Source organism: Psychroflexus salarius (genome assembly GCF_900129035.1).
In the GTDB taxonomy this organism is placed as follows: Bacteria; Bacteroidota; Bacteroidia; order Flavobacteriales; family Flavobacteriaceae; genus Psychroflexus; species Psychroflexus salarius.
The window spans coordinates 1-18,102 of sequence record NZ_FQTW01000009.1 but is presented as its reverse complement, the minus strand read 5'-3'; the positions used below and the strand labels follow the sequence as shown (position 1 = coordinate 18,102).

Sequence of the window (18,102 nt, the reverse complement as noted above, 5' to 3'; positions counted from 1 at the left end):
AAAATGATAAAGAATTTTAAAATAGAGTTTAAATGGGCAATGTTTTTTACATTGCTCAATTTACTTTGGCTTTATGCTGAAAAAGCTTTAGGTTGGCATGATGAAAGTATTGGCATGTACAGTATTTACTCCATGGCTTTAAGCCTACCACTTATTGCCATCGTTTATCTGTGCATTCGTGAGAAGAATGAAAAAATATATCATCACAAAATCGATTGGCGAAAAGCCTTTATTTCAGGTGCCATTTTTTCTGGAATTGTAGCTGGGTTTTCTCCTGTTCCCGTTTTTGTTTTAGGTGAATATGTATCACCAGAATTTTTTAATAAAGCCGTAATTACAGCTGTTGAAAATGGAACTGAACAATCTTCAGCCGAGACTTTATATAATATGGGAGCGTTTACAAGACAAGCCATGTTTGGTAATTTAGCAACTGGCGTATTTTGGTCGGCTATTATTGCTTTATTTTTCAAAAAAAAAGAATCAAATTAAATAGAACTCCTCAAAAAACAGCACAATCATGAACAAAACCATTTTTAACAGCATCGCCATTGTTTTAATAGCAATTATATTATTAAGCTTAAACGAGCTAAATTTACTTGAAGCATCAGCTAAATATATGTTTGTGCCTTTGTTAGGATTTTATTTTTTAGGACAATACTCAGAACAGAAGTTTTCAAATAAAAATAAATAGCTGATTTTAGAAGTATTTAGTCAACTGAAAGCTATCTAAACTGAAGTTATCATTTTTTCGTATCTTTAGTTATAAATCTAAATTGAATTAATATGAATAAGAATATGGGAACTGCCGATAAGTTGGTGCGCTTTTTAATTGCGGCTGTGATTATTGGTTTATTTACGCAGGATATTATTTCTGGAACGCTAGGTGTTATTTTACTTGTTTTTGCAGGTGTATTTGTATTGACGAGCATTATTAGTTTTTGTCCACTTTATACAATTCTAGGTGTAAAAACATGTAAGCGTAAATAAATCTCACTTAAGTTTGAGATTTAAGCTCAATCCAGCGCGACATATATTTTGTACTTTGTAAGCTATGATGCATCAACATTTGACCGACAAAGTTATTCTGACGATGTTTATGTAATTCTGCTTCAATTTTTTGTAAGCGTTTAAACACGGTTGGTTTAAATTTTTGCAACCTAAAGCGTTCTTCCAGTAATTTAAATCCATTAGACTGTGTTTTATGCCAACGCTTTTCGTTTTGATATAATTTTACTGCTTGTTCCGCAAAGCTTTTAGCTTCATTAGCTATTTCGCCACACCAAGGTAAATCGCCGCACAAACCTTCTGCACCAATGGTTGTAGTTACTGCAGGCGTTCCAGCACGCATACTATCAATAAATTTTCCTTTTAAGCCCGCACCAAATCGTAATGGCGCTAGCAATACTTTAGCATGCTTGACTGTGTTTATGGCATGTTCAGCGCGACCATGAATTAAAAAACCCTCTGATGCTTGGTGCAATTGCTCTACTTTTTGCGAGGTGTACGCACCATAAACGTGCAACTTTGCTTCAGGTAACTCAGCCTTAATTAAAGGCCAAATATCTTCTTTTAAATATAATACTTGGTCGTAATTCGGCGGATGTAAAAAATTACCAATGCTTATAAAATCTTGCCGTTCTTGAAATAATGGTAAATCTCGTTCTTTTAAACGCTTATAATCTACTAAAAAAGGAAGGTATAACAACAAGCGCTTATCTATTTTAAATTGTGTTTTTAAAAGGTTTAACTCGGCTTGAGAAATAATTAAACTAAGGTCACAACGATAAATTGAAGCGATTTCTCGTTTAGCTTCAGCTGTAAATAAAAAATTGGTTTTAAAACTTTGTTTTGACTTATATGCTTGTTGTCTTGCTCGTCTAAAAAAATGTAAATCTTCAGTATCTAAAATTCGAATGGCTTCCGGGACAACTTCAGCTACTCGCCATCCAAATTGCTCTTCCATCATAAATCGGTCAAACAATACATGAGTTGGTTGTAAAGCTTTTAAAAATTGATCTACACTAGAATCATTGGCTTTAATATTGGCAATCTCAACACCAAGCTTTGTTAAATCTTCGGTATAATCTGTGGTTTTTGCTGGTGATGCGTAAGTTATTTTAAAGCCTTTGCTCAAAAATAAGCTAATCAGCTGCATCATGCGACTTCCGGCCGCAGATGAATTCGGTTCTGGCCAAACATAACCAATTATTAAAAGTTGCTTTTGCGGCATTGAAGCTTTTTTTTGTAAAATTAAGCTTTAGGTCTCATAGCACAAAACACTTCAGTAACGCAGTATATTAAATTAGTGTTATCACAAAAATAAATTCCATACCAAACCAAACCGTATAACAAAATCGCGGTAGGCATAATTTGGTGCTGCAAAGTTGGTGTTTCCTTGAAATATGGTTGGAAAATTTTCAAACTTGAAATAGATTCTTGCCGTTCTTACTTTTGCATTAAAAAAGATGTCTGCTGTATAAAAGCTTTTAAAATCTTGATTATTGACAAAAAATTCAGACAAAATCGGGTCGTAAGCATTAGATTGAAAATCTGTGAAATAATTAAATGTGATTCCAGTTTGCAAAAACAAGGCCTTTTTAAACCAATAATCTTGGTAGTATAAAGATTGGCGTGTCACTAATTCAGGAACCCGAAAAGCCGATTCGCCAGACAAAACTTGTTGGTAAATCACATCGTTAGCTAACCCAAACTTACCAACTTTAAAGTCTTTTTGTACCTTAAATTTAAGGTATTGAACTTGTGCCTCACTTTGCATTGGCCGTACCAGCGTATCTGCACTTGCTGTGGCATCTGGATTATCTATCAATCCGAAATAAGTATAATTATCAATGCGCTGATAGCTTAATTTATAAGTTCCAAGACGTTCAGATGCAAGCTGAAGTTGTAACTGCTGTAAGTTTTGATTATCAAAATTAGGATTGTACCAATTGTAATTTTTATAATCACTTTGATACAATAAAAAATTGAAATTTGGCAATGCTGAATTTATTTTTAGTCGTGCTGAAACAGTAGATGTTGAATCTAATTGATAACTGGAGGATACATTTACATCATAACCTTTGAAGGTGTCATGTAAATTAAGTGTGGCATTGGTCTTAAAATTGAAGTTGCCAAACTGTGTAAAATAGTCGCCACCTATTGCCAAAACATCTTCATTAATTCGGTTGGGTATTATATTGCTGTTATCTTGAAGTACAATAGAATTAAACCCATAATTGTAATTGGTATGCTCTATAAATCCGCTGAGTTTGCCTAAAAATTTCTGTTGGTAACTCAGACCTAACTGATTGCGAACATATTGATATTCAACTTCATCGTAAAGATTGGAGTTTTCGAAAGCTTCACCATAAATTGATGTGGCTTCTGTTTGTTGGAACTGATATTCCTTATCTGAAAAATTCAACTTATGAAACGCAGTAACTTCAGCTGAAGACGTCGAGTCAAGACTTGGTTTCAATTTATAAGCTTGGTCTACGTAGAAGCGTTTTCCGTACAAAGTTGATTCTGCATTTTCATATTGCATAGCTACCGAAGAACGGTTATCATATTCAGGCAACTGATCTATATAAAATTGAACTGCTTCAGCTGTCATTCCACCATTTTCTTGATTCATTAAATCTTGAGAAACAAAATGTGTTCGTGCAAAATAACGTTCATCTTTAGATTGATAACTCAAAGTCATCCGTAAATTTCCGGTACTCGTTAAACTGTTTTGGTAATTACCTAAGGATCTTAAACCTTTGTAGGCGATTGATAAATTAAGTTCAGGCTTAATGTTAGTTGTAAAAAAGGCATCAACATTTTGACCTTGCTGAAATACGGTTTTAAAATAAAATTCGGTAAGTGGTGTTGGTACGTGGTAATAGCTAATATCACGAGCTTCCATAAAGTTGAAATGCTTTGCACTGGCGCCGAATTCTGGGTTTTGTGTCACTGTGCTAAAATCACGAGTAAGCGCATTAAATTGGCGCCCAATGTTCTGAAAAGGCAACAAACCAAAGTCATCACGACGTAAATAATTATATTTATAGTACTTGCGAATAGTTAATGTCGTATCTAAACTAATCGTATCGCCATTGGCTAAAATTTGTTTGTAATCGCTTACACTAACGTCAATATCTTTAATTTCTTTTTTATTTTTATCATCATCCTTTTTCTCATTAATATCAAGTCCTTTAACAGGTGTTTTTCCTTGAGCGTTACCACCTAGCTTACGTTGGGCAGAAGTTTGAGCTACGATAAAAAGTAAAACAGCTAAAAAGAGTAACCTCATCATTAAAAATTAAAGCGCAAAAGTACCAATTTTTAACGAATGCATTTGGGATTTGTTTTACAAGCTATAAAAATAGAATAAAATGTATTTTTGTATCATGCTTAAACTTCAATATCAACAGCAATTGCTTGAATGTGGTACCGATGAGGCTGGTCGTGGTTGCCTAGCTGGTCCTGTAACTGCAGCTGCTGTTATTTTACCGAAACATTTTAAACACGAATGGCTTAACGATTCTAAGCAACTAAGCAAAACCAAGCGCGAACAGCTTGAGCCTCTTATAAAACAAGAAGCCATAAGTTATGGTATAGCTCATGTGATGATGGCTGAAATTGACGAAATCAACATTTTAAATGCTTCAATTTTAGCTATGCATCGCGCAATTGAACAACTTCAACCTCAACCTGAATTTATTGCTGTAGATGGAAATAAATTTAAAGCTTATAAAAACATCATGCATCAATGTGTAATTAAAGGTGATGGAAAATATTTAAACATTGCTGCGGCTTCAGTATTAGCTAAGACCGCACGTGATGCCTACATGCTAAACATCGGTCAGCAACATCCTGAATACGCTTGGCAACAAAATATGGGTTACCCTACAAAATCACATCGCGATGCTATAAGGCAGTTTGGCGTAACTGACTACCACAGAAAAAGCTTTAAGTTATTACCGGAACAATTGAGTCTTGATTTTTAAAAAAGTTGACTTAAAATGCTGTTTAATATCAGACCAAATTGCAATTTGAATGTGTAAATTTGTTGATTAATTATAAGTATTATGTTAAGGCTTTTTCAATTAATTCTAGTTATACTTTTAATAAGTTGTAGCAACTCAACATCTACAAAAACCATTGCTTTAGCTGATGCATTACCACCAAAAAGTATCTTGGTTTTTGAATTTGAAACGGTTAAGCAGCTTCAAACCGATTTGTCGACTAACAGCTTCATTAAGCAAAATCTTGACAATAAATTGATTATTGACCTTCAGCAACAACTTCAATTGTTGTCTCATGTTAATTCAGGTTTAGGTGGAATGTTAAGCATTTCTAGCATTGGCAGTGATAGTTTTGCCTATACATTTATAACCAACTCAACCGAAACACTCGTTAAAACAGGTTTGATTAACAACCAAAAAAGTTTAAAGTACGACGGAACTAATTTAAATGAAATTAGCATTGATAATGACTCATTTTATAGTACGCAACTTAATAACATAAAACTTATAAGTAGTTCGCGTTTAACGCTAGAAAATATTATTCGCAGTCACAATAATAATATTAAGCTAGAAGCGAGTTTTTATAAAGCCTTAAAAGCAAGTAGCAATAGTCAACATTCTCTGTTTGTAAACCTAACGCGACTCCCACAACTCCACCAACATCTGTTTAAAAGCTCTGCTTCAGTTTATGGTGAATTAGGTGAATGGGCTGTTTTAGATTTAGAAATTAACACTGAAGATATCATGGCTAATGGTGTTATTTTACCTTCTGATGGTCAACAAGTTTTAATTGAAGTTTTAGGTGATGAGCTTAACAATAGCACAAAATTTGCTGAAGCTATCCCGTTAAATTCAACTTATTTTTACAATTTTAGCATATCTGATTTTAAAAGTTTTCAAGACCGCCGAAGAAACCTAGGCTATACAAGCGAAATCATCTCTCACCCCATTGAAGATTTTCCGGCTGATCTAAGTGTTACTTATACTAATACATCGATTTGTATAGATTATATGCCAAAAGATGTACTTGGCTTTGAAGAGCAGTTTTTAAATGACTTAAAACCTAATGAAGGTTTTAGAGGTGAACAAATTTATGAATTAGATAAGTTTGATGCATTCACCCACTTTAGCCCATTAATTAAAAATTTTACACCAAAATTTGTAACCAAATTTAAAGGACATTTTTTATTTAGCAAAGATCTAGAAACCTTAGAAAATACCTTAGTCAATATAAAAAATAATGCCACTTTAGCTGAAACCGATTACTTTAAAGACAGCCGCGATCAATTAAAATCTTCTTACACACTTCAACTGGGCAGCTTAAATGAAAATTTATTACCGCATTTAGCTTCAATTAGTCAAGAACACCCAAACGCATGGAAACAACTTCAACCTAAGGGTTTTAATTTAAGTTTAATTCAGCTAGACCTCCAAGACCAGTATACTTTAGTCAATGCTTACAGTCAATCTGCGGTAAATTCTTCTAAAACTAGTTTAAAGGTTAATCGATTAAAACAGCAGCACAACTTAGCAATGCCACCGCAATACTTTGTTAACTGGCGTACACAACAACATGACATTGTATACCAAGATCAAGCTAATGTGTTGCATCTTATTGACTCTAAAGGTCGTGAAATTTGGCAAAAACAACTCGACAGTAAAATTGTTGGCAAAATTAAAAGCCTTGATATTTATAAAAATACACGTTTACAACTGGCTTTCACAACCCAAAATAAGCTTTATGTTTTAGATAAAAATGGCAATGAGGTTAGTCGTTTTCCTATAAGTTTTAAACAACCCATCACAAAAGGATTACAATTATTTGATTACAGCAATAATGGTCGCCACCGATTTGTGGTGACACAAGGTAGCCAAATAAAAATATATAATAAAGATGCTAAACTTGTGAAAGGTTTTGAGTTTAAAGTTCCTAAATCAAATATTACACAAGCACCAAAACACATTAGAATTGATTCAAAAGACTATATTTTAGCCCAAACTGAAAATCAGCTTTTTATTTTAGATCGAACCGGAGACATTCGCGTTAAACCAAACCAAAAGTTTGTACCAAGTAACAATGCTTTTTATAAATTTGGTAACCAATTTATAGGAACATCAAATAATAGTGAATTGGTCACTATAGAGACTGATGGCAAAGTTAATTTGAGTCCTCAAAATTGGTTTAGTAATCACTATTTTACTGCCAATAAACAGCATTATGTGAGTTTGTCTGAAAATAAACTTCAAATTAACACAGAAGAAGTTCAGTTAGATTATGGCTTGTATCTCAGGCCTAAGCTACATGAAATGCGCAATACTGTTTTTATTTCGGTGGTTGATGAGCAGAGCCAGCAACTATATTTACTAAATAGTGAGGGCGAATTAATAGATGGCTTCCCTATTTATGCTACTTCTGAAATTGAATTACGTGAACTAGCACCAAATCAATACGAATTTATAACTCAAGGTGACGAGCAATCAATTTTAGTTTATCAATTTAGCGATTAGTTGAAGTTTTTCGGGTTAATTGAGCTTCAAATAAATCTTCAAAATAATGCTTAACTTTAGTTTTAACTTCATTGATGTTTACCTCTTTTTCACCAAGCTCTACGTTTAATGAAGTAACCGCTTTATCTTGAATTCCGCAAGGCACAATATTATCAAAATAACCTAAATCAGCATTAGCATTAAGCGCAAAACCATGCATGGTAACCCAACGAGATGCGCGAACACCCATAGCGCAAATTTTACGCGCAAATGGTGTTCCTACATCAAGCCAAACGCCTGTTTCACCTTTACTTCGTTCGGCTTTTAAACCATAATCTTTTAGTGTTAAAATAATCACTTCTTCTAAAGTTCTTAAGTAGCGATGTATATCAGTAAAAAAGTTTTCAAGATCTAAAATAGGGTAACCTACCAATTGTCCTGGACCGTGATAAGTGATGTCGCCTCCGCGATTAATTTTATAAAATGTTGCGTTTTTTTCTTTGAGCTGAGCTTCGTTTAAAAGCAAATTTTTTAAATCGCCACTTTTACCTAAAGTGTACACATGCGGATGCTCAACAAATAACAGGTGATTTTGAGTAGGTAATTGCGTATTTTCTCGCCTATTTTTAATTTTTATATCAAGTATCTGCTGAAATAAATCTTCTTGGTAGTCCCAAGTTTCTTTATAATCACGTAATGCTAAATCTTGAAAAATGACATCTTTACTCATAACTAAAATTGAAGTACAAAGGTAAGTATCTTAAATTGAGTTTAGATTTCATTTTAAAGAAAGCTTATGAGGTTTAATCGAACAAGCTTAAAATCTCAGGTGGAATTTTACTTAAAGTTTTAGTTGCTTGATTAACCAAACACCAAGTTGTGGTTGAAGTTGTTAGAAGTGTATCATCACGATAAACTTCAACAATTCTAACTGATTTTATAGCAGATGTGTTTTCAACCCAAGTCACAAGCTTTAATTGATCACCTAAAAAACCTTGAGATTTATACTTGATGTGGTGTTCAACTAAAAACCAGGCAAACTCTGACTTCAGCTTAGTTGAAGCTAACTGCTCCCAATGTTGCTTTGCTGCATCTAAAATTAGCTCAATCGACCGAATATTATTTAAGTGATTGAGTTCATCTAAGTCAGTAGAAGTAATTTGATAGTTGTATGTGAATTTTTTAGCCTTCACCTAAAAACCAAGTATGAGTTTTGAGATATAGAAGAATAAAAAAATACCGAAAATATCATTACTAGTCGTAATAAAAGGTCCTGTTGCAATAGCTGGGTCAATACCGCGCTTATGTAAAATAATAGGGACAAAAGTTCCAATTAAAGCCGCCACTAAAATCACTGATAAAATAGAAACTGCAACAGTAATACTAACTAATTGTGGTAAAGCTGTTATAAACCCAAAAACCATAACCAATAAGCCTAAAGCAATACCATTTATTAAGCCCAAGCTAACCTCTTTTAATAATCGACTAAATAAGCTTTCTTTCAAAGAATCGTTGGCTAAACCTTGAACAATTATTGCACTAGATTGTACGCCAACATTACCAGCCATCGCTGCAATTAAAGGTGTAAAGAAAAATAGAACCTGATAATCTTTTAAAGCTTCATCAAAACCTTGCATCACATAAACAGCACCTAAACCACCTAATAAGCCTAAAATTAACCAAGGTAAACGTGCGCGTGTAAGTTGTATTAAACCATCATCGGCTTGAACATCTTCAGAAATACCAGCAGCCATTTGGTAATCTTTTTCAGCTTCTTCTCGAATAAAATCAACAATGTCATCAATGGTAACACGACCAACTAACCTTCCTAATTCATCTACAACAGGAATCGCTTCTAAGTCATATTTTTGCATGATTCTGGCAACTTCTTCACCAGTTGTATGCACATTTACATAATCTACTTTTGTAATATAAACGTCAGCTATATGAGCATCTTTTGGAGCGGTGATTAAATCTTTTAAAGACAGTCGGCCTTTAAGTTTACCTTTATTATCAACGACGTAAATTGAATGGACACGAGTTACATTCTCTCCTTGAGAGCGCATTTCTTCCATACAACCAGTAACGCTCCAATTTTCATTAACTTTAATTAACTCTTTAGCCATTAAACCACCTGCTGAGTCTTCATCATAACGCAATAGCTCAATAATATCTTTAGCGTGGTCTCGGTCTGTAATATTGTTAATGACTTCTTGCTGAATATCGCGGTCAAGCTCGGCAATAATATCGGCTGCATCATCGGTATCCATTTCTTCAATCTCATCGGCAATTTCTTGCGCATTTAAGTTTTGAAGCACTTTTTCCCGATCATCTTCATCAATTTCCATTAAGACTTCAGCCGTTTTATCTGAATCTAATAGTTTAATGATATAAGTTGCTTCATCAAGACTTAATTCATCTAAAATTTCGGCAATATCGGCGTGGTGTAATTCTTCTAAATGCAGTAATAGTTCATCATTATTATGCTCTTCAACAAGAAGTTGAATTTTTTCAACAAAGTCTTTACTGATTTGAAACTGCATCTTCGTCGATTTTTTTTGTTAATTCTATAAATTCTGAAACACTAAGCTGTTCTGGGCGTTTATTAAATATAGGGTTTGAAGTCAAATCCGCTGATAATTGAAGTGTTTTTAAACTGTTTCGGATTGTTTTTCGGCGCTGATTGAAAGCGGTTTTAACCACCTTAAACAACAACTTTTGATCACATTCAAGTTGATAATTTGCTTTTCTGACAAGTCGAAGTACGCCTGAATCGACTTTTGGTGGCGGATTAAAAACATTAGGCTTTACAGTAAATAAATATTCTGTATCGTAAAAGGCCTGCGTTAAAACTGAAGTAATCCCATAGGTTTTACTTCCTGGACCAGCACAAATGCGTTGTGCGACTTCTTTTTGAAACATGCCAGCAAACTCTGGAATATAAGCATGTAACTCTATAGTTTTAAATACAATTTGTGTTGAAATGTTGTAAGGAAAATTCCCAATAACCGCAAATTCTTCAGCTTGAAAACGCTCAACTAAGTCATCATTTAAGAAATCAGCATTTACAACTTCAAAATCCTGATTAATTTCAGCTTTAGAAAATTGTGCTCTGAAATTAGTATTAAGATAGGCAATTGATTCACGATCGACATCCATTGCCACTAAGTTCACTGGTTTTGAAAGTAAAAACTGTGTTAAAACACCCATACCAGGACCAATTTCAACCAAATGTTTATAACCCGAATAACTCAAGCTATCGGCGATTTGTTGAGCAATATTTAGATCTTTTAAAAAATGTTGCCCGAGGTGTTTTTTTGCTTTTACTTGCATAAACTTAATGTTGGTCTATAATTTTTAGAGTTGAGCTAAAACTAACAACGCGTGTTTTAAACAAGCTAATTTTGGCTTCAATTTTTGAGGCGTAAGCCTGTTTATACGCTTCTAAATGTGTTTCAGTTGGCACAAAAAACTGCACTGAATAAGTAAAGCTATCCTGATTTTCATCTTGTAAAACCTCGCTTAAAACCGCTTTGGTAAATTTTTTAGTCGATAGCATTTCAGGGATAAAACTGGTGTTTACCCAGTTATACCAATCTTGATGTACAGAAGCTTCAACCTGCATTGTAATATTGTAAATAAACATCATTATTCAATTTTATCGCCGCGCAAAGTTCTAAAAATTTCTCTAGCTTCAACAAAGTAAATACTATCGGGATGATTAAAAATAATTTGTTCAAATTTTGATTTAGCCTTTTCAGTCGCGTTAAGCTGATCGCGATAAATTAAACCTAGTGCAAATAAGGCATTATCAGCTAAAATACTATCAGGATAATCGGTCACCAATTGGTTGTAAGCTTCTGCAGCGGCTTCAAAGTTAAACAAACTTTCAAAATTTAAACCCAATCGATACAAGGCTTCATCTGCTATAGCGACATCTTTATAAGATTCTAGAACCTTTTGCAAGGTATCAATGGCACTTTTGTAGCGCTGTTGACTTCTTAACAAATCGGCTTGAGCGACGCGCTTTAAATCGGTTTGGGTAGAATCTAAATAAGAATTTTCGCGAATATGCAAGGCCAACTCTAAGGCATCATTCGCCATGCGTTGCGATACTGATTGTTTTAAGACATCGAGTTGCGTTAAAGCCCAATCAAAATCGCCTTGAAAGTAACTGGTTTGAGCAGTTTTAAACTTAGCCTCTCGAGCTTCATCTGAGTTAGGTACTAATTTTTCTACTTGTGCATACAGCAATAAAGCTTGATTAAATTGCCCTTCTAAGCGTAACAAATCACCTTTTAACAATTTTGTTGATGCCATTTGTGAAGGGCGAATTTGTGACGAAATAACCTCATCTAGTAAATTAATGGCACGTACCGGATTTTGTAATTGATTAGCTATGAATTTGGCCCAATCGAGATAAATGGCATGTGTTAAAGCTGAAATTTTCTCAGCTGTAAAAAAATCTTGATAAGCTTGGTTGATAGTTTCAGCTGAATTTTCTGGGTTAAATTGAAGTAATTTTAATAAATACCTAGCGCTGCGGTAAAACAAAACAGGTTGATTGGTTTTGGCTTGAACTTCTTTAAAAATTTGTTTGGCTAGACTGTAATCTTCTTGTTCAAAAGCAATTTGTCCAAGTTCAAAAATATTATTGAGCTGTTTGGTTTGGCTTCTGGCATAAATGGCTTTTTCTTGTAAAAATGCTAAATTTAAATCGCCTTGTTGCACAAACAGCCAGCTTAACATTTCGTTATACAGCTTTCTAGGTTCATTTTGGTTACGTTGTAATAAAACGGTTTTAAAGGCTAAATTGGCTTTATTGTTAGGGTCTTTGGTGATAAAATCAGAAAACCTTGGGCTTAGCATTTTAAAATAACGCGCATTTTTTTCAATTATATCAACATAACTTGTAAACATTTTCTCAAACTTGCTTTGCTCACCATAGATGCGTGCTAATTGAATTGAAAAATTAGTTGATGGCCGAATGCTCTGAGCAATTTCGTAGGTTTCTTCAGCATATTTTAAAAGTCCGTAATTTTGAAAGGCTTTTCCAACAATATAAGCATAATTAGGACGCTCAGAGACCTTAGCTAAAGCTGATTGGTAATATATTTTTGCCGAATCGATTTGTTGTTCTTGATCGAACAAATAGCCGAGTTCAACTTCTATATTAGGATAATTACCTGGCCGATTGAGGTAAGTTTTAAGCGCTTTTTTGGCGGCTTGAAGTTGTTCTAAATTTTTATGAGCCTCGACTAATCCTAACAGAAATTTTTGATTTCTAGGATTTTCTTCAAGAAGTTGTTCGTATACAGCTAAGGCTTTTTCATATTGACCTTGGTCTAAATAATTTTGAGCCAAATTAGCATTTTGAGTCCAAGCTAGATTGACTAAAAAAAGTAATAATATGAAGCTTAAATTTCGCATATCGCTAAATTAAGCTTTTTTAATCACTTGCGATGTTAAACCCTAGTTATACCAAATAGTCTAAATAAGATAATTATTTTTTATCGTTAGCCACAAGATGATATAAACGTGTAAAATAATAAAAAATAACACGTACAATAAAGTAAATTCTTATCTTTGTTTTATTAATCATTTCAAGTTATCAAAAATGAACACAAAACTCACTTTGACAATAGAGCAAGAAATTATCCAAAGAGCAAAAGAATATGCTAAGAATAAAAACAGGAGTTTATCTGATATTATAGAAAACTATCTTAAAATCCTAACAAAAGAAGAAAAAGCTAAGGAACTAAAAAAATTAAATCCTATCGTAAAATCTTTAAAAGGCTCTTTTAAAATGCCTAAAAATATGGATTATAAAAAAGATCTCAGAAACCGATTAGAAGAAAAATATTTGTAATGGATAAGGTTTTAATTGATACCGATGTAATATTGGATTTTTTCTTTGACCGTGAACCTTTTGCTGAATTTGCCACAGAAATTTTAAATCGATGCGAAGAGAAAAAAGTAAACGGATTTACAACACCAGTTATAATCTGTAATGTTTATTATCTGTTAAGAAAGACGGCAAGCCATCAATTGATAATAGAAAAAATAAAACAGCTTTTAAACATAATTGAAATTACAGAAATGAACAAGGAAGTTGTTTTGGATGCTCTTAATTCAAAGTTTAAAGATTTTGAAGATGCTTTACAAAATTTTTCTGCTATCCAAAATGGAAAGATCAATATTATTCTGACTAGAAATATAAAAGATTTTAAAAATAGTGGTTTAGCAGTATTGACACCAGAAACATATTTGAAAGGAAGTGGCTAACAGCGCATATAGTGCTTTCAGTAAGTTTGTTAGTAATCCTGAATTAAAACTTCAGTAGGAATTTTTAAATTAGTGCTTAATTTTCGCTTTGTGTTAAATTAAGCTTTTTTAAGCACTTGCGATGTTAAACCCTAGTCCAAAAACTTCAACTGAAACTTGATCTCAATCGAAAAACTAATCGTTTTTATAGTTAGCCATAAATTCTTCTGCTTTATTGACCATCGATTGCGTTCCACAGAAAAAGGGCACACGCTCATGTAGTTTAGTCGGTTGTATATCTAAAATACGTTGATAACCATCAGAAGCTTTACCGCCAGCTTGCTCAGCAATAAAAGCCATAGGATTACACTCATACAATAAGCGTAACTTACCCTGTGGCGCTTTAGCTGTTTTTGGATACATATAAATGCCACCTTTAATCATATTTCGATGAAAATCGGACACTAAACTTCCTATGTAGCGCGAAGTGTAAGGTCTGTTGTCAGACTCAACTTCAGCTTGGCAATATTTAATATAATCTTTAACACCTTGTGGAAAATGCACATAATTACCTTCGTTAATCGAATAGATATTGCCTTCTTTTGGAAATTGCATGTTAGGATGTGACAAATAGTAAGTTCCAATCGCTGGGTTTAAAGTAAACCCATTAACACCATGACCAGTCGTGTACACTAACATGGTTGAAGTGCCATAAATAATATAGCCAGCCGCCACTTGTTGGTTACCTGGCTGAAGAAAATCGTCTATTTCAACGGGTTGGCCAACTGGTGATTTACGGCGATAAATTGAAAAAATAGTGCCTACCGACACATTAACATCAATATTAGAGCTACCATCAAGCGGATCCATCAAAACAACATACTTGTTATCGTGCGCTTCATTTTGACCTTGAATCGTAATATAATCGTCGTTTTCTTCAGAAGCAATACCACAAACAATTTCACGGTTAATTAAGGTTTGTATAAAGCGTTCGTTGGCATAAACGTCAAGCTTTTGCTGGTCTTCACCTTGTACATTGGTTTCACCTGCATTGCCTGTAATATCGACCAATCCGGCTTTATTAACTTCGTGATTCACCACTTTAGCGGCGAGCCTAATGGAGTTGATTAATCGGGATAATTCGCCCGAAGTGTACTTAAATGACTTTTGATTTTCGATGATAAATTCACCGAGGGTTTGGTTAGCTTTTTTCATTACGAAAACGTTGTAGTTTCAGCAAAAATAGGAAAAAACCGCTTTTATATCCGATTTAAGAATGTTTTTATTTCACACAACGTATTTTTGCTTGAAAATAAGTTAGATGGAATTTCAAATACGACTTGCAACAGCTGAAGACATGCCACAAGTGCTGAATTTAATTAAAGAGTTAGCTGAATTTGAAAACGAACCCAATGCCGTTGAAGTTAGTGTAGATGATTTAAAAACCTACGGCTTCGGTAAAGATGCGTTATTTAAATGTTTTGTAGCTGAAATTGATGCCACTATTGTAGGAATGGCTTTATTTTATCCCAGATTTTCAACTTGGAAAGGCGAAACTTATCATTTAGAAGATTTAATTGTGACGCAATCTCAACGCGGTAAAGGCATCGGCAAGGCTTTGCTTGAAGCGCTTATTTTACATGCTAAAACCAATGCTATTAAACGTGTAGAATGGGTTGTTTTAGATTGGAATTCAAACGCTATCGAATTTTATGAGTCTTATGGAGCAACCGTGTTTAAAGAGTGGCGAACGGTTCAATTAGATGAAGCTCAAATTAAAAATATTAACTTATAGTCTATTAAATCATAATTATGCAAATTTTTAAGTTTGGTGGCGCATCGGTAAAAGATGCTGCAGGTGTTAGAAATGTCGCTGAAGTTTTAAAACTTACAGGAACCGACCAAAAGTTATTGGTGGTTTCGGCGATGGGAAAAACCACTAACGCCTTAGAACATATTGTTAAACTGTATTTTGATCATGATCAAAAACTTGACCAAGCCATCACAGACTTAAAGCAGAAACATCACCAAATTTTAAATGATTTATTTGAATCTAAGTCGCACCCAGCTTACACCAAAGTGAATTATTTTTTTGATGAATTGCGCATTTTTTTAGATCGCAATAAATCGCCTAATTATGATTTTGTATATGATCAAGTCGTAAGTTTTGGCGAATTAATTAGCACGAGTATTGTGAGTCAATTTTTAAATAGTCTTAGCATTGCCAACACTTGGCACGACTGCAGAAATTTAATTGATACGACAAGTGTTTATCGCGATGCAGGCGTAAATTGGGAACGCACCCAAGAAAAAATTAATGCTCATGTAGATACGAGTGAATTAAATATTACACAAGGTTTTATTGGCTCAGACCAACATAACTTTACCACAACTTTAGGTCGTGAAGGTAGTGACTATACGGCAGCGATTTTTGCATACTGTTTAAATGCTGAAAGTGTAACGATTTGGAAAGATGTGCCTGGCGTGCTTAATGGTGACCCAAATGTATTTAACAACACACAACTTTTACATCAAATTTCTTACGAAGAAGCGATTGAACTTGCGTTTTATGGGGCATCGGTCATTCACCCGAAAACACTTCAACCCTTGCAGAAAAAAGAAATTCCTTTGTTGGTTAAATCATTTTTCAATCCAACAGATAAAGGAACTTGCGTTCAAAAAGGAGAGCAAATTCAACCTTTAGTCCCGTGTTATATCGTCAAGCCTAATTTGGTGTTATTATCGCTATCTAGTTTAGATTTTTCATTTTTTGTGGAAGAAAATATTTCTGAAATTTTTGCCTTGTTCCACCGTTATCAAATTAAAGTCGATTTAATTCAGAATTCAGCCATTTCATTTTCGGTTTGCGTGGATAATAAATTTAATAATGTCGATAAATTAATTGGAGAATTAAAAGCTAAGTTTAAAGTGACTTACAATAAAGACGTATCGTTATTTACCATTAGACATTTTAATGATGCCGCCATACAACGGATTGAAAAAGATAAATCTGTGCTCTTAAAACAAGTAACGCGAGAAACCGTACAATTAGTGGTGAACTAAGCTTTTAGCACTACTGCTTTAATAGATTGGAATAATGGCTATTGTTTTAAGACTTTAAATGTCTTTGAAGTTTGAGCACTATAAAGCTTTACAAAATAAACACCTGTATCTAATAACTCTACATCTATAAACCTATCTACGACTTCAACTTTTTTAATCATTTGTCCTGAAATAGTATAAATTTCAGCTTTATTGATGTCTAGATTTGTAGGGTTCTTTAGCCATAATTGATCTTGCACAGGGTTGGGATAAACCGATAGCGCACTTAAACGCTCAAAAGCTGTTGTCGATAAATTACAAGTCGATGAAAAATTATAATCCCTAAAAACATAGCCATTCACATCTGGTGCAGGTGTAATTATGGTCCAAGTATTATATGGAAACTGATTTGACGAAGCCGCTTGGGCATCACTAACATTGATACAAACCGAATAAGTGTTTGGCGGATCCCAATATTCGTGATCTAAATCTATGGTTAAGTTTTCATAAGAAGAATTAGGGTTATTTAGGTTGATGGAATTAAGCTGAAAACTAGTCTCTAAACTAATATATTCTAGATGATTAAGATTACTAAAATCTAGGTAGGCAATGCTAATATATGGGCCAACATCAGCACTCTGCGTATCGGCTATAAACTCTCTAAGATTTAAGTTTGAATTGAAGACGCCGGCCTGTTCTTCAGAAAGAATAACAGTTAAATTAGATAGGTTAAGAATTTCTAGTGCTGAAAACGCCTCAATACCTGTAAAATCTGTTATGGTACTACTAGAAAATGAATCGTACAAAATTGAAAAATCTAATTCTACAATCGTTTCTATATCAGCGGTCAAAACTTGCCCATTAATCATACCATCTGAATCGATATTAAGATCAATCAGAGCTTGTTCAAAATTTTCATCAGGAATCGCAGTGGTTTGGGCTAAGCTGGTCAAGCTTTGCCCAAGCAGGCAAATAATTAATAGTTTAATAATGGTTTTCATGATGCTTAGTTTTTAATGAGTTTTTAGTGTCAGTTAAGAATGGTTGGTTAGAAGGATAAAACTCATTGCAGTTGATATCTGAGCTTGAATGACTTTGAACATTCACGATACTTATACCACAAATATCATCTTGAGAAAATGTAAGAAAAGGCAGAAAAAAAATTAAAATTAAAGTTGGTAGTTGGTAGTTGGTAGTTGGAAGTTTGACCTTCCCTAAATAGCGTTGACCGTTTTGGTTAATATACTATTTGATTATTTTCATAATTCTATTGGACAATTATGAGCCTGAGGTACTTTTT

The 18,102-nt window shown here is 33.7% G+C and carries 19 protein-coding genes; 9 read left to right on the top strand and 10 right to left on the bottom strand.

Going from position 1 to position 18,102, the window contains the following annotated elements; genetic code table 11:
• The first annotated feature begins 3 nt into the window (after positions 1 to 3).
• From BUB82_RS10055 to BUB82_RS10050, 3 genes are all read left to right on the top strand, one after another.
• Complete coding sequence (locus tag BUB82_RS10055) at positions 4 to 489, top strand: DUF4199 domain-containing protein (RefSeq protein ID WP_083574514.1); 486 nt, start codon at positions 4 to 6, stop codon at positions 487 to 489.
• Positions 490 to 517: 28 nt separating this feature from the next.
• Entirely contained in the window at positions 518 to 691 is a 174-nt protein-coding gene (locus BUB82_RS11780; RefSeq protein WP_159432034.1) for a hypothetical protein, read from the top strand.
• Positions 692 to 783: 92 nt separating this feature from the next.
• Positions 784 to 987, top strand: a complete 204-nt coding sequence (locus tag BUB82_RS10050; RefSeq protein WP_073193494.1) for a YgaP family membrane protein — start codon at positions 784 to 786, stop codon at positions 985 to 987.
• Between the two features lie 7 nt (positions 988 to 994).
• Here BUB82_RS10050 and BUB82_RS10045 read toward each other — a convergent pair whose 3' ends face one another.
• Both BUB82_RS10045 and BUB82_RS10040 read right to left on the bottom strand, forming a co-directional pair.
• Positions 995 to 2,230 (bottom strand): glycosyltransferase family 4 protein, encoded by a 1,236-nt coding sequence (locus BUB82_RS10045; protein ID WP_073193493.1) that lies wholly within the window; start codon positions 2,228 to 2,230, stop codon positions 995 to 997.
• 81 nt (positions 2,231 to 2,311) lie between these two features.
• Complete coding sequence (locus BUB82_RS10040; RefSeq protein ID WP_234949782.1) at positions 2,312 to 4,294, bottom strand: putative porin; 1,983 nt, start codon at positions 4,292 to 4,294, stop codon at positions 2,312 to 2,314.
• A gap of 97 nt (positions 4,295 to 4,391) precedes the next feature.
• Between BUB82_RS10040 and BUB82_RS10035 the strand changes: the two genes are divergently transcribed.
• Complete coding sequence (locus BUB82_RS10035) at positions 4,392 to 4,991, top strand: ribonuclease HII (protein WP_073193491.1); 600 nt, start codon at positions 4,392 to 4,394, stop codon at positions 4,989 to 4,991.
• Positions 4,992 to 5,072: 81 nt separating this feature from the next.
• A complete protein-coding gene (locus tag BUB82_RS10030; RefSeq protein WP_073193490.1) occupies positions 5,073 to 7,517 on the top strand; it encodes an NHL repeat-containing protein in 2,445 nt (814 codons plus the stop codon).
• Here BUB82_RS10030 and lipB read toward each other — a convergent pair.
• The 6 genes from lipB to BUB82_RS10000 form a co-directional block, all read right to left on the bottom strand.
• Entirely contained in the window at positions 7,507 to 8,226 is a 720-nt protein-coding gene (gene lipB / locus BUB82_RS10025) for a lipoyl(octanoyl) transferase LipB (protein WP_073193489.1), read from the bottom strand. The two genes, BUB82_RS10030 and lipB, sit on opposite strands and share 11 nt — an antisense overlap.
• Positions 8,227 to 8,299: 73 nt before the next feature.
• The gene (locus BUB82_RS10020) at positions 8,300 to 8,689 is read right to left on the bottom strand and encodes an acyl-CoA thioesterase (protein WP_073193488.1); all 390 of its coding nucleotides are present in this window, start codon (positions 8,687 to 8,689) and stop codon (positions 8,300 to 8,302) included.
• Positions 8,690 to 10,039, bottom strand: a complete 1,350-nt coding sequence (mgtE, locus tag BUB82_RS10015) for a magnesium transporter (RefSeq protein WP_073193487.1) — start codon at positions 10,037 to 10,039, stop codon at positions 8,690 to 8,692.
• On the bottom strand, positions 10,020 to 10,829 hold the full coding sequence (rsmA, locus tag BUB82_RS10010; RefSeq protein ID WP_073193486.1) for a 16S rRNA (adenine(1518)-N(6)/adenine(1519)-N(6))-dimethyltransferase RsmA: 810 nt from the start codon (positions 10,827 to 10,829) through the stop codon (positions 10,020 to 10,022). The genes mgtE and rsmA overlap by 20 nt, the downstream gene beginning before the upstream one ends.
• Before the next feature lie 4 nt (positions 10,830 to 10,833).
• Positions 10,834 to 11,145: a DUF4286 family protein gene (locus BUB82_RS10005; RefSeq protein WP_073193485.1), complete on the bottom strand. Its 312-nt coding sequence runs from the start codon at positions 11,143 to 11,145 to the stop codon at positions 10,834 to 10,836.
• Positions 11,145 to 12,926: a tetratricopeptide repeat protein gene (locus tag BUB82_RS10000; protein ID WP_073193484.1), complete on the bottom strand. Its 1,782-nt coding sequence runs from the start codon at positions 12,924 to 12,926 to the stop codon at positions 11,145 to 11,147. The genes BUB82_RS10005 and BUB82_RS10000 overlap by 1 nt, the downstream gene beginning before the upstream one ends.
• Before the next feature lie 187 nt (positions 12,927 to 13,113).
• Between BUB82_RS10000 and BUB82_RS09995 the strand changes: the two genes are divergently transcribed.
• Both BUB82_RS09995 and BUB82_RS09990 read left to right on the top strand, forming a co-directional pair.
• Complete coding sequence (locus BUB82_RS09995) at positions 13,114 to 13,365, top strand: DUF6364 family protein (RefSeq protein ID WP_073193483.1); 252 nt, start codon at positions 13,114 to 13,116, stop codon at positions 13,363 to 13,365.
• Entirely contained in the window at positions 13,365 to 13,781 is a 417-nt protein-coding gene (locus tag BUB82_RS09990) for a type II toxin-antitoxin system VapC family toxin (protein ID WP_073193482.1), read from the top strand. The genes BUB82_RS09995 and BUB82_RS09990 overlap by 1 nt, the downstream gene beginning before the upstream one ends.
• A gap of 174 nt (positions 13,782 to 13,955) precedes the next feature.
• Here BUB82_RS09990 and fbp read toward each other — a convergent pair whose 3' ends face one another.
• Positions 13,956 to 14,975 (bottom strand): class 1 fructose-bisphosphatase, encoded by a 1,020-nt coding sequence (gene fbp, locus BUB82_RS09985; RefSeq protein WP_073193481.1) that lies wholly within the window; start codon positions 14,973 to 14,975, stop codon positions 13,956 to 13,958.
• 106 nt (positions 14,976 to 15,081) lie between these two features.
• Here fbp and BUB82_RS09980 point away from each other — a divergent pair, with 106 nt between their 5' ends.
• Entirely contained in the window at positions 15,082 to 15,555 is a 474-nt protein-coding gene (locus tag BUB82_RS09980) for a GNAT family N-acetyltransferase (RefSeq protein ID WP_073193480.1), read from the top strand.
• Between the two features lie 17 nt (positions 15,556 to 15,572).
• Positions 15,573 to 16,823 (top strand): aspartate kinase, encoded by a 1,251-nt coding sequence (locus BUB82_RS09975; RefSeq protein WP_073193479.1) that lies wholly within the window; start codon positions 15,573 to 15,575, stop codon positions 16,821 to 16,823.
• Between the two features lie 38 nt (positions 16,824 to 16,861).
• Here BUB82_RS09975 and BUB82_RS09970 read toward each other — a convergent pair whose 3' ends face one another.
• Positions 16,862 to 17,803: a T9SS type A sorting domain-containing protein gene (locus tag BUB82_RS09970; protein WP_073193478.1), complete on the bottom strand. Its 942-nt coding sequence runs from the start codon at positions 17,801 to 17,803 to the stop codon at positions 16,862 to 16,864.
• Positions 17,804 to 18,102 lie beyond the last annotated feature (299 nt).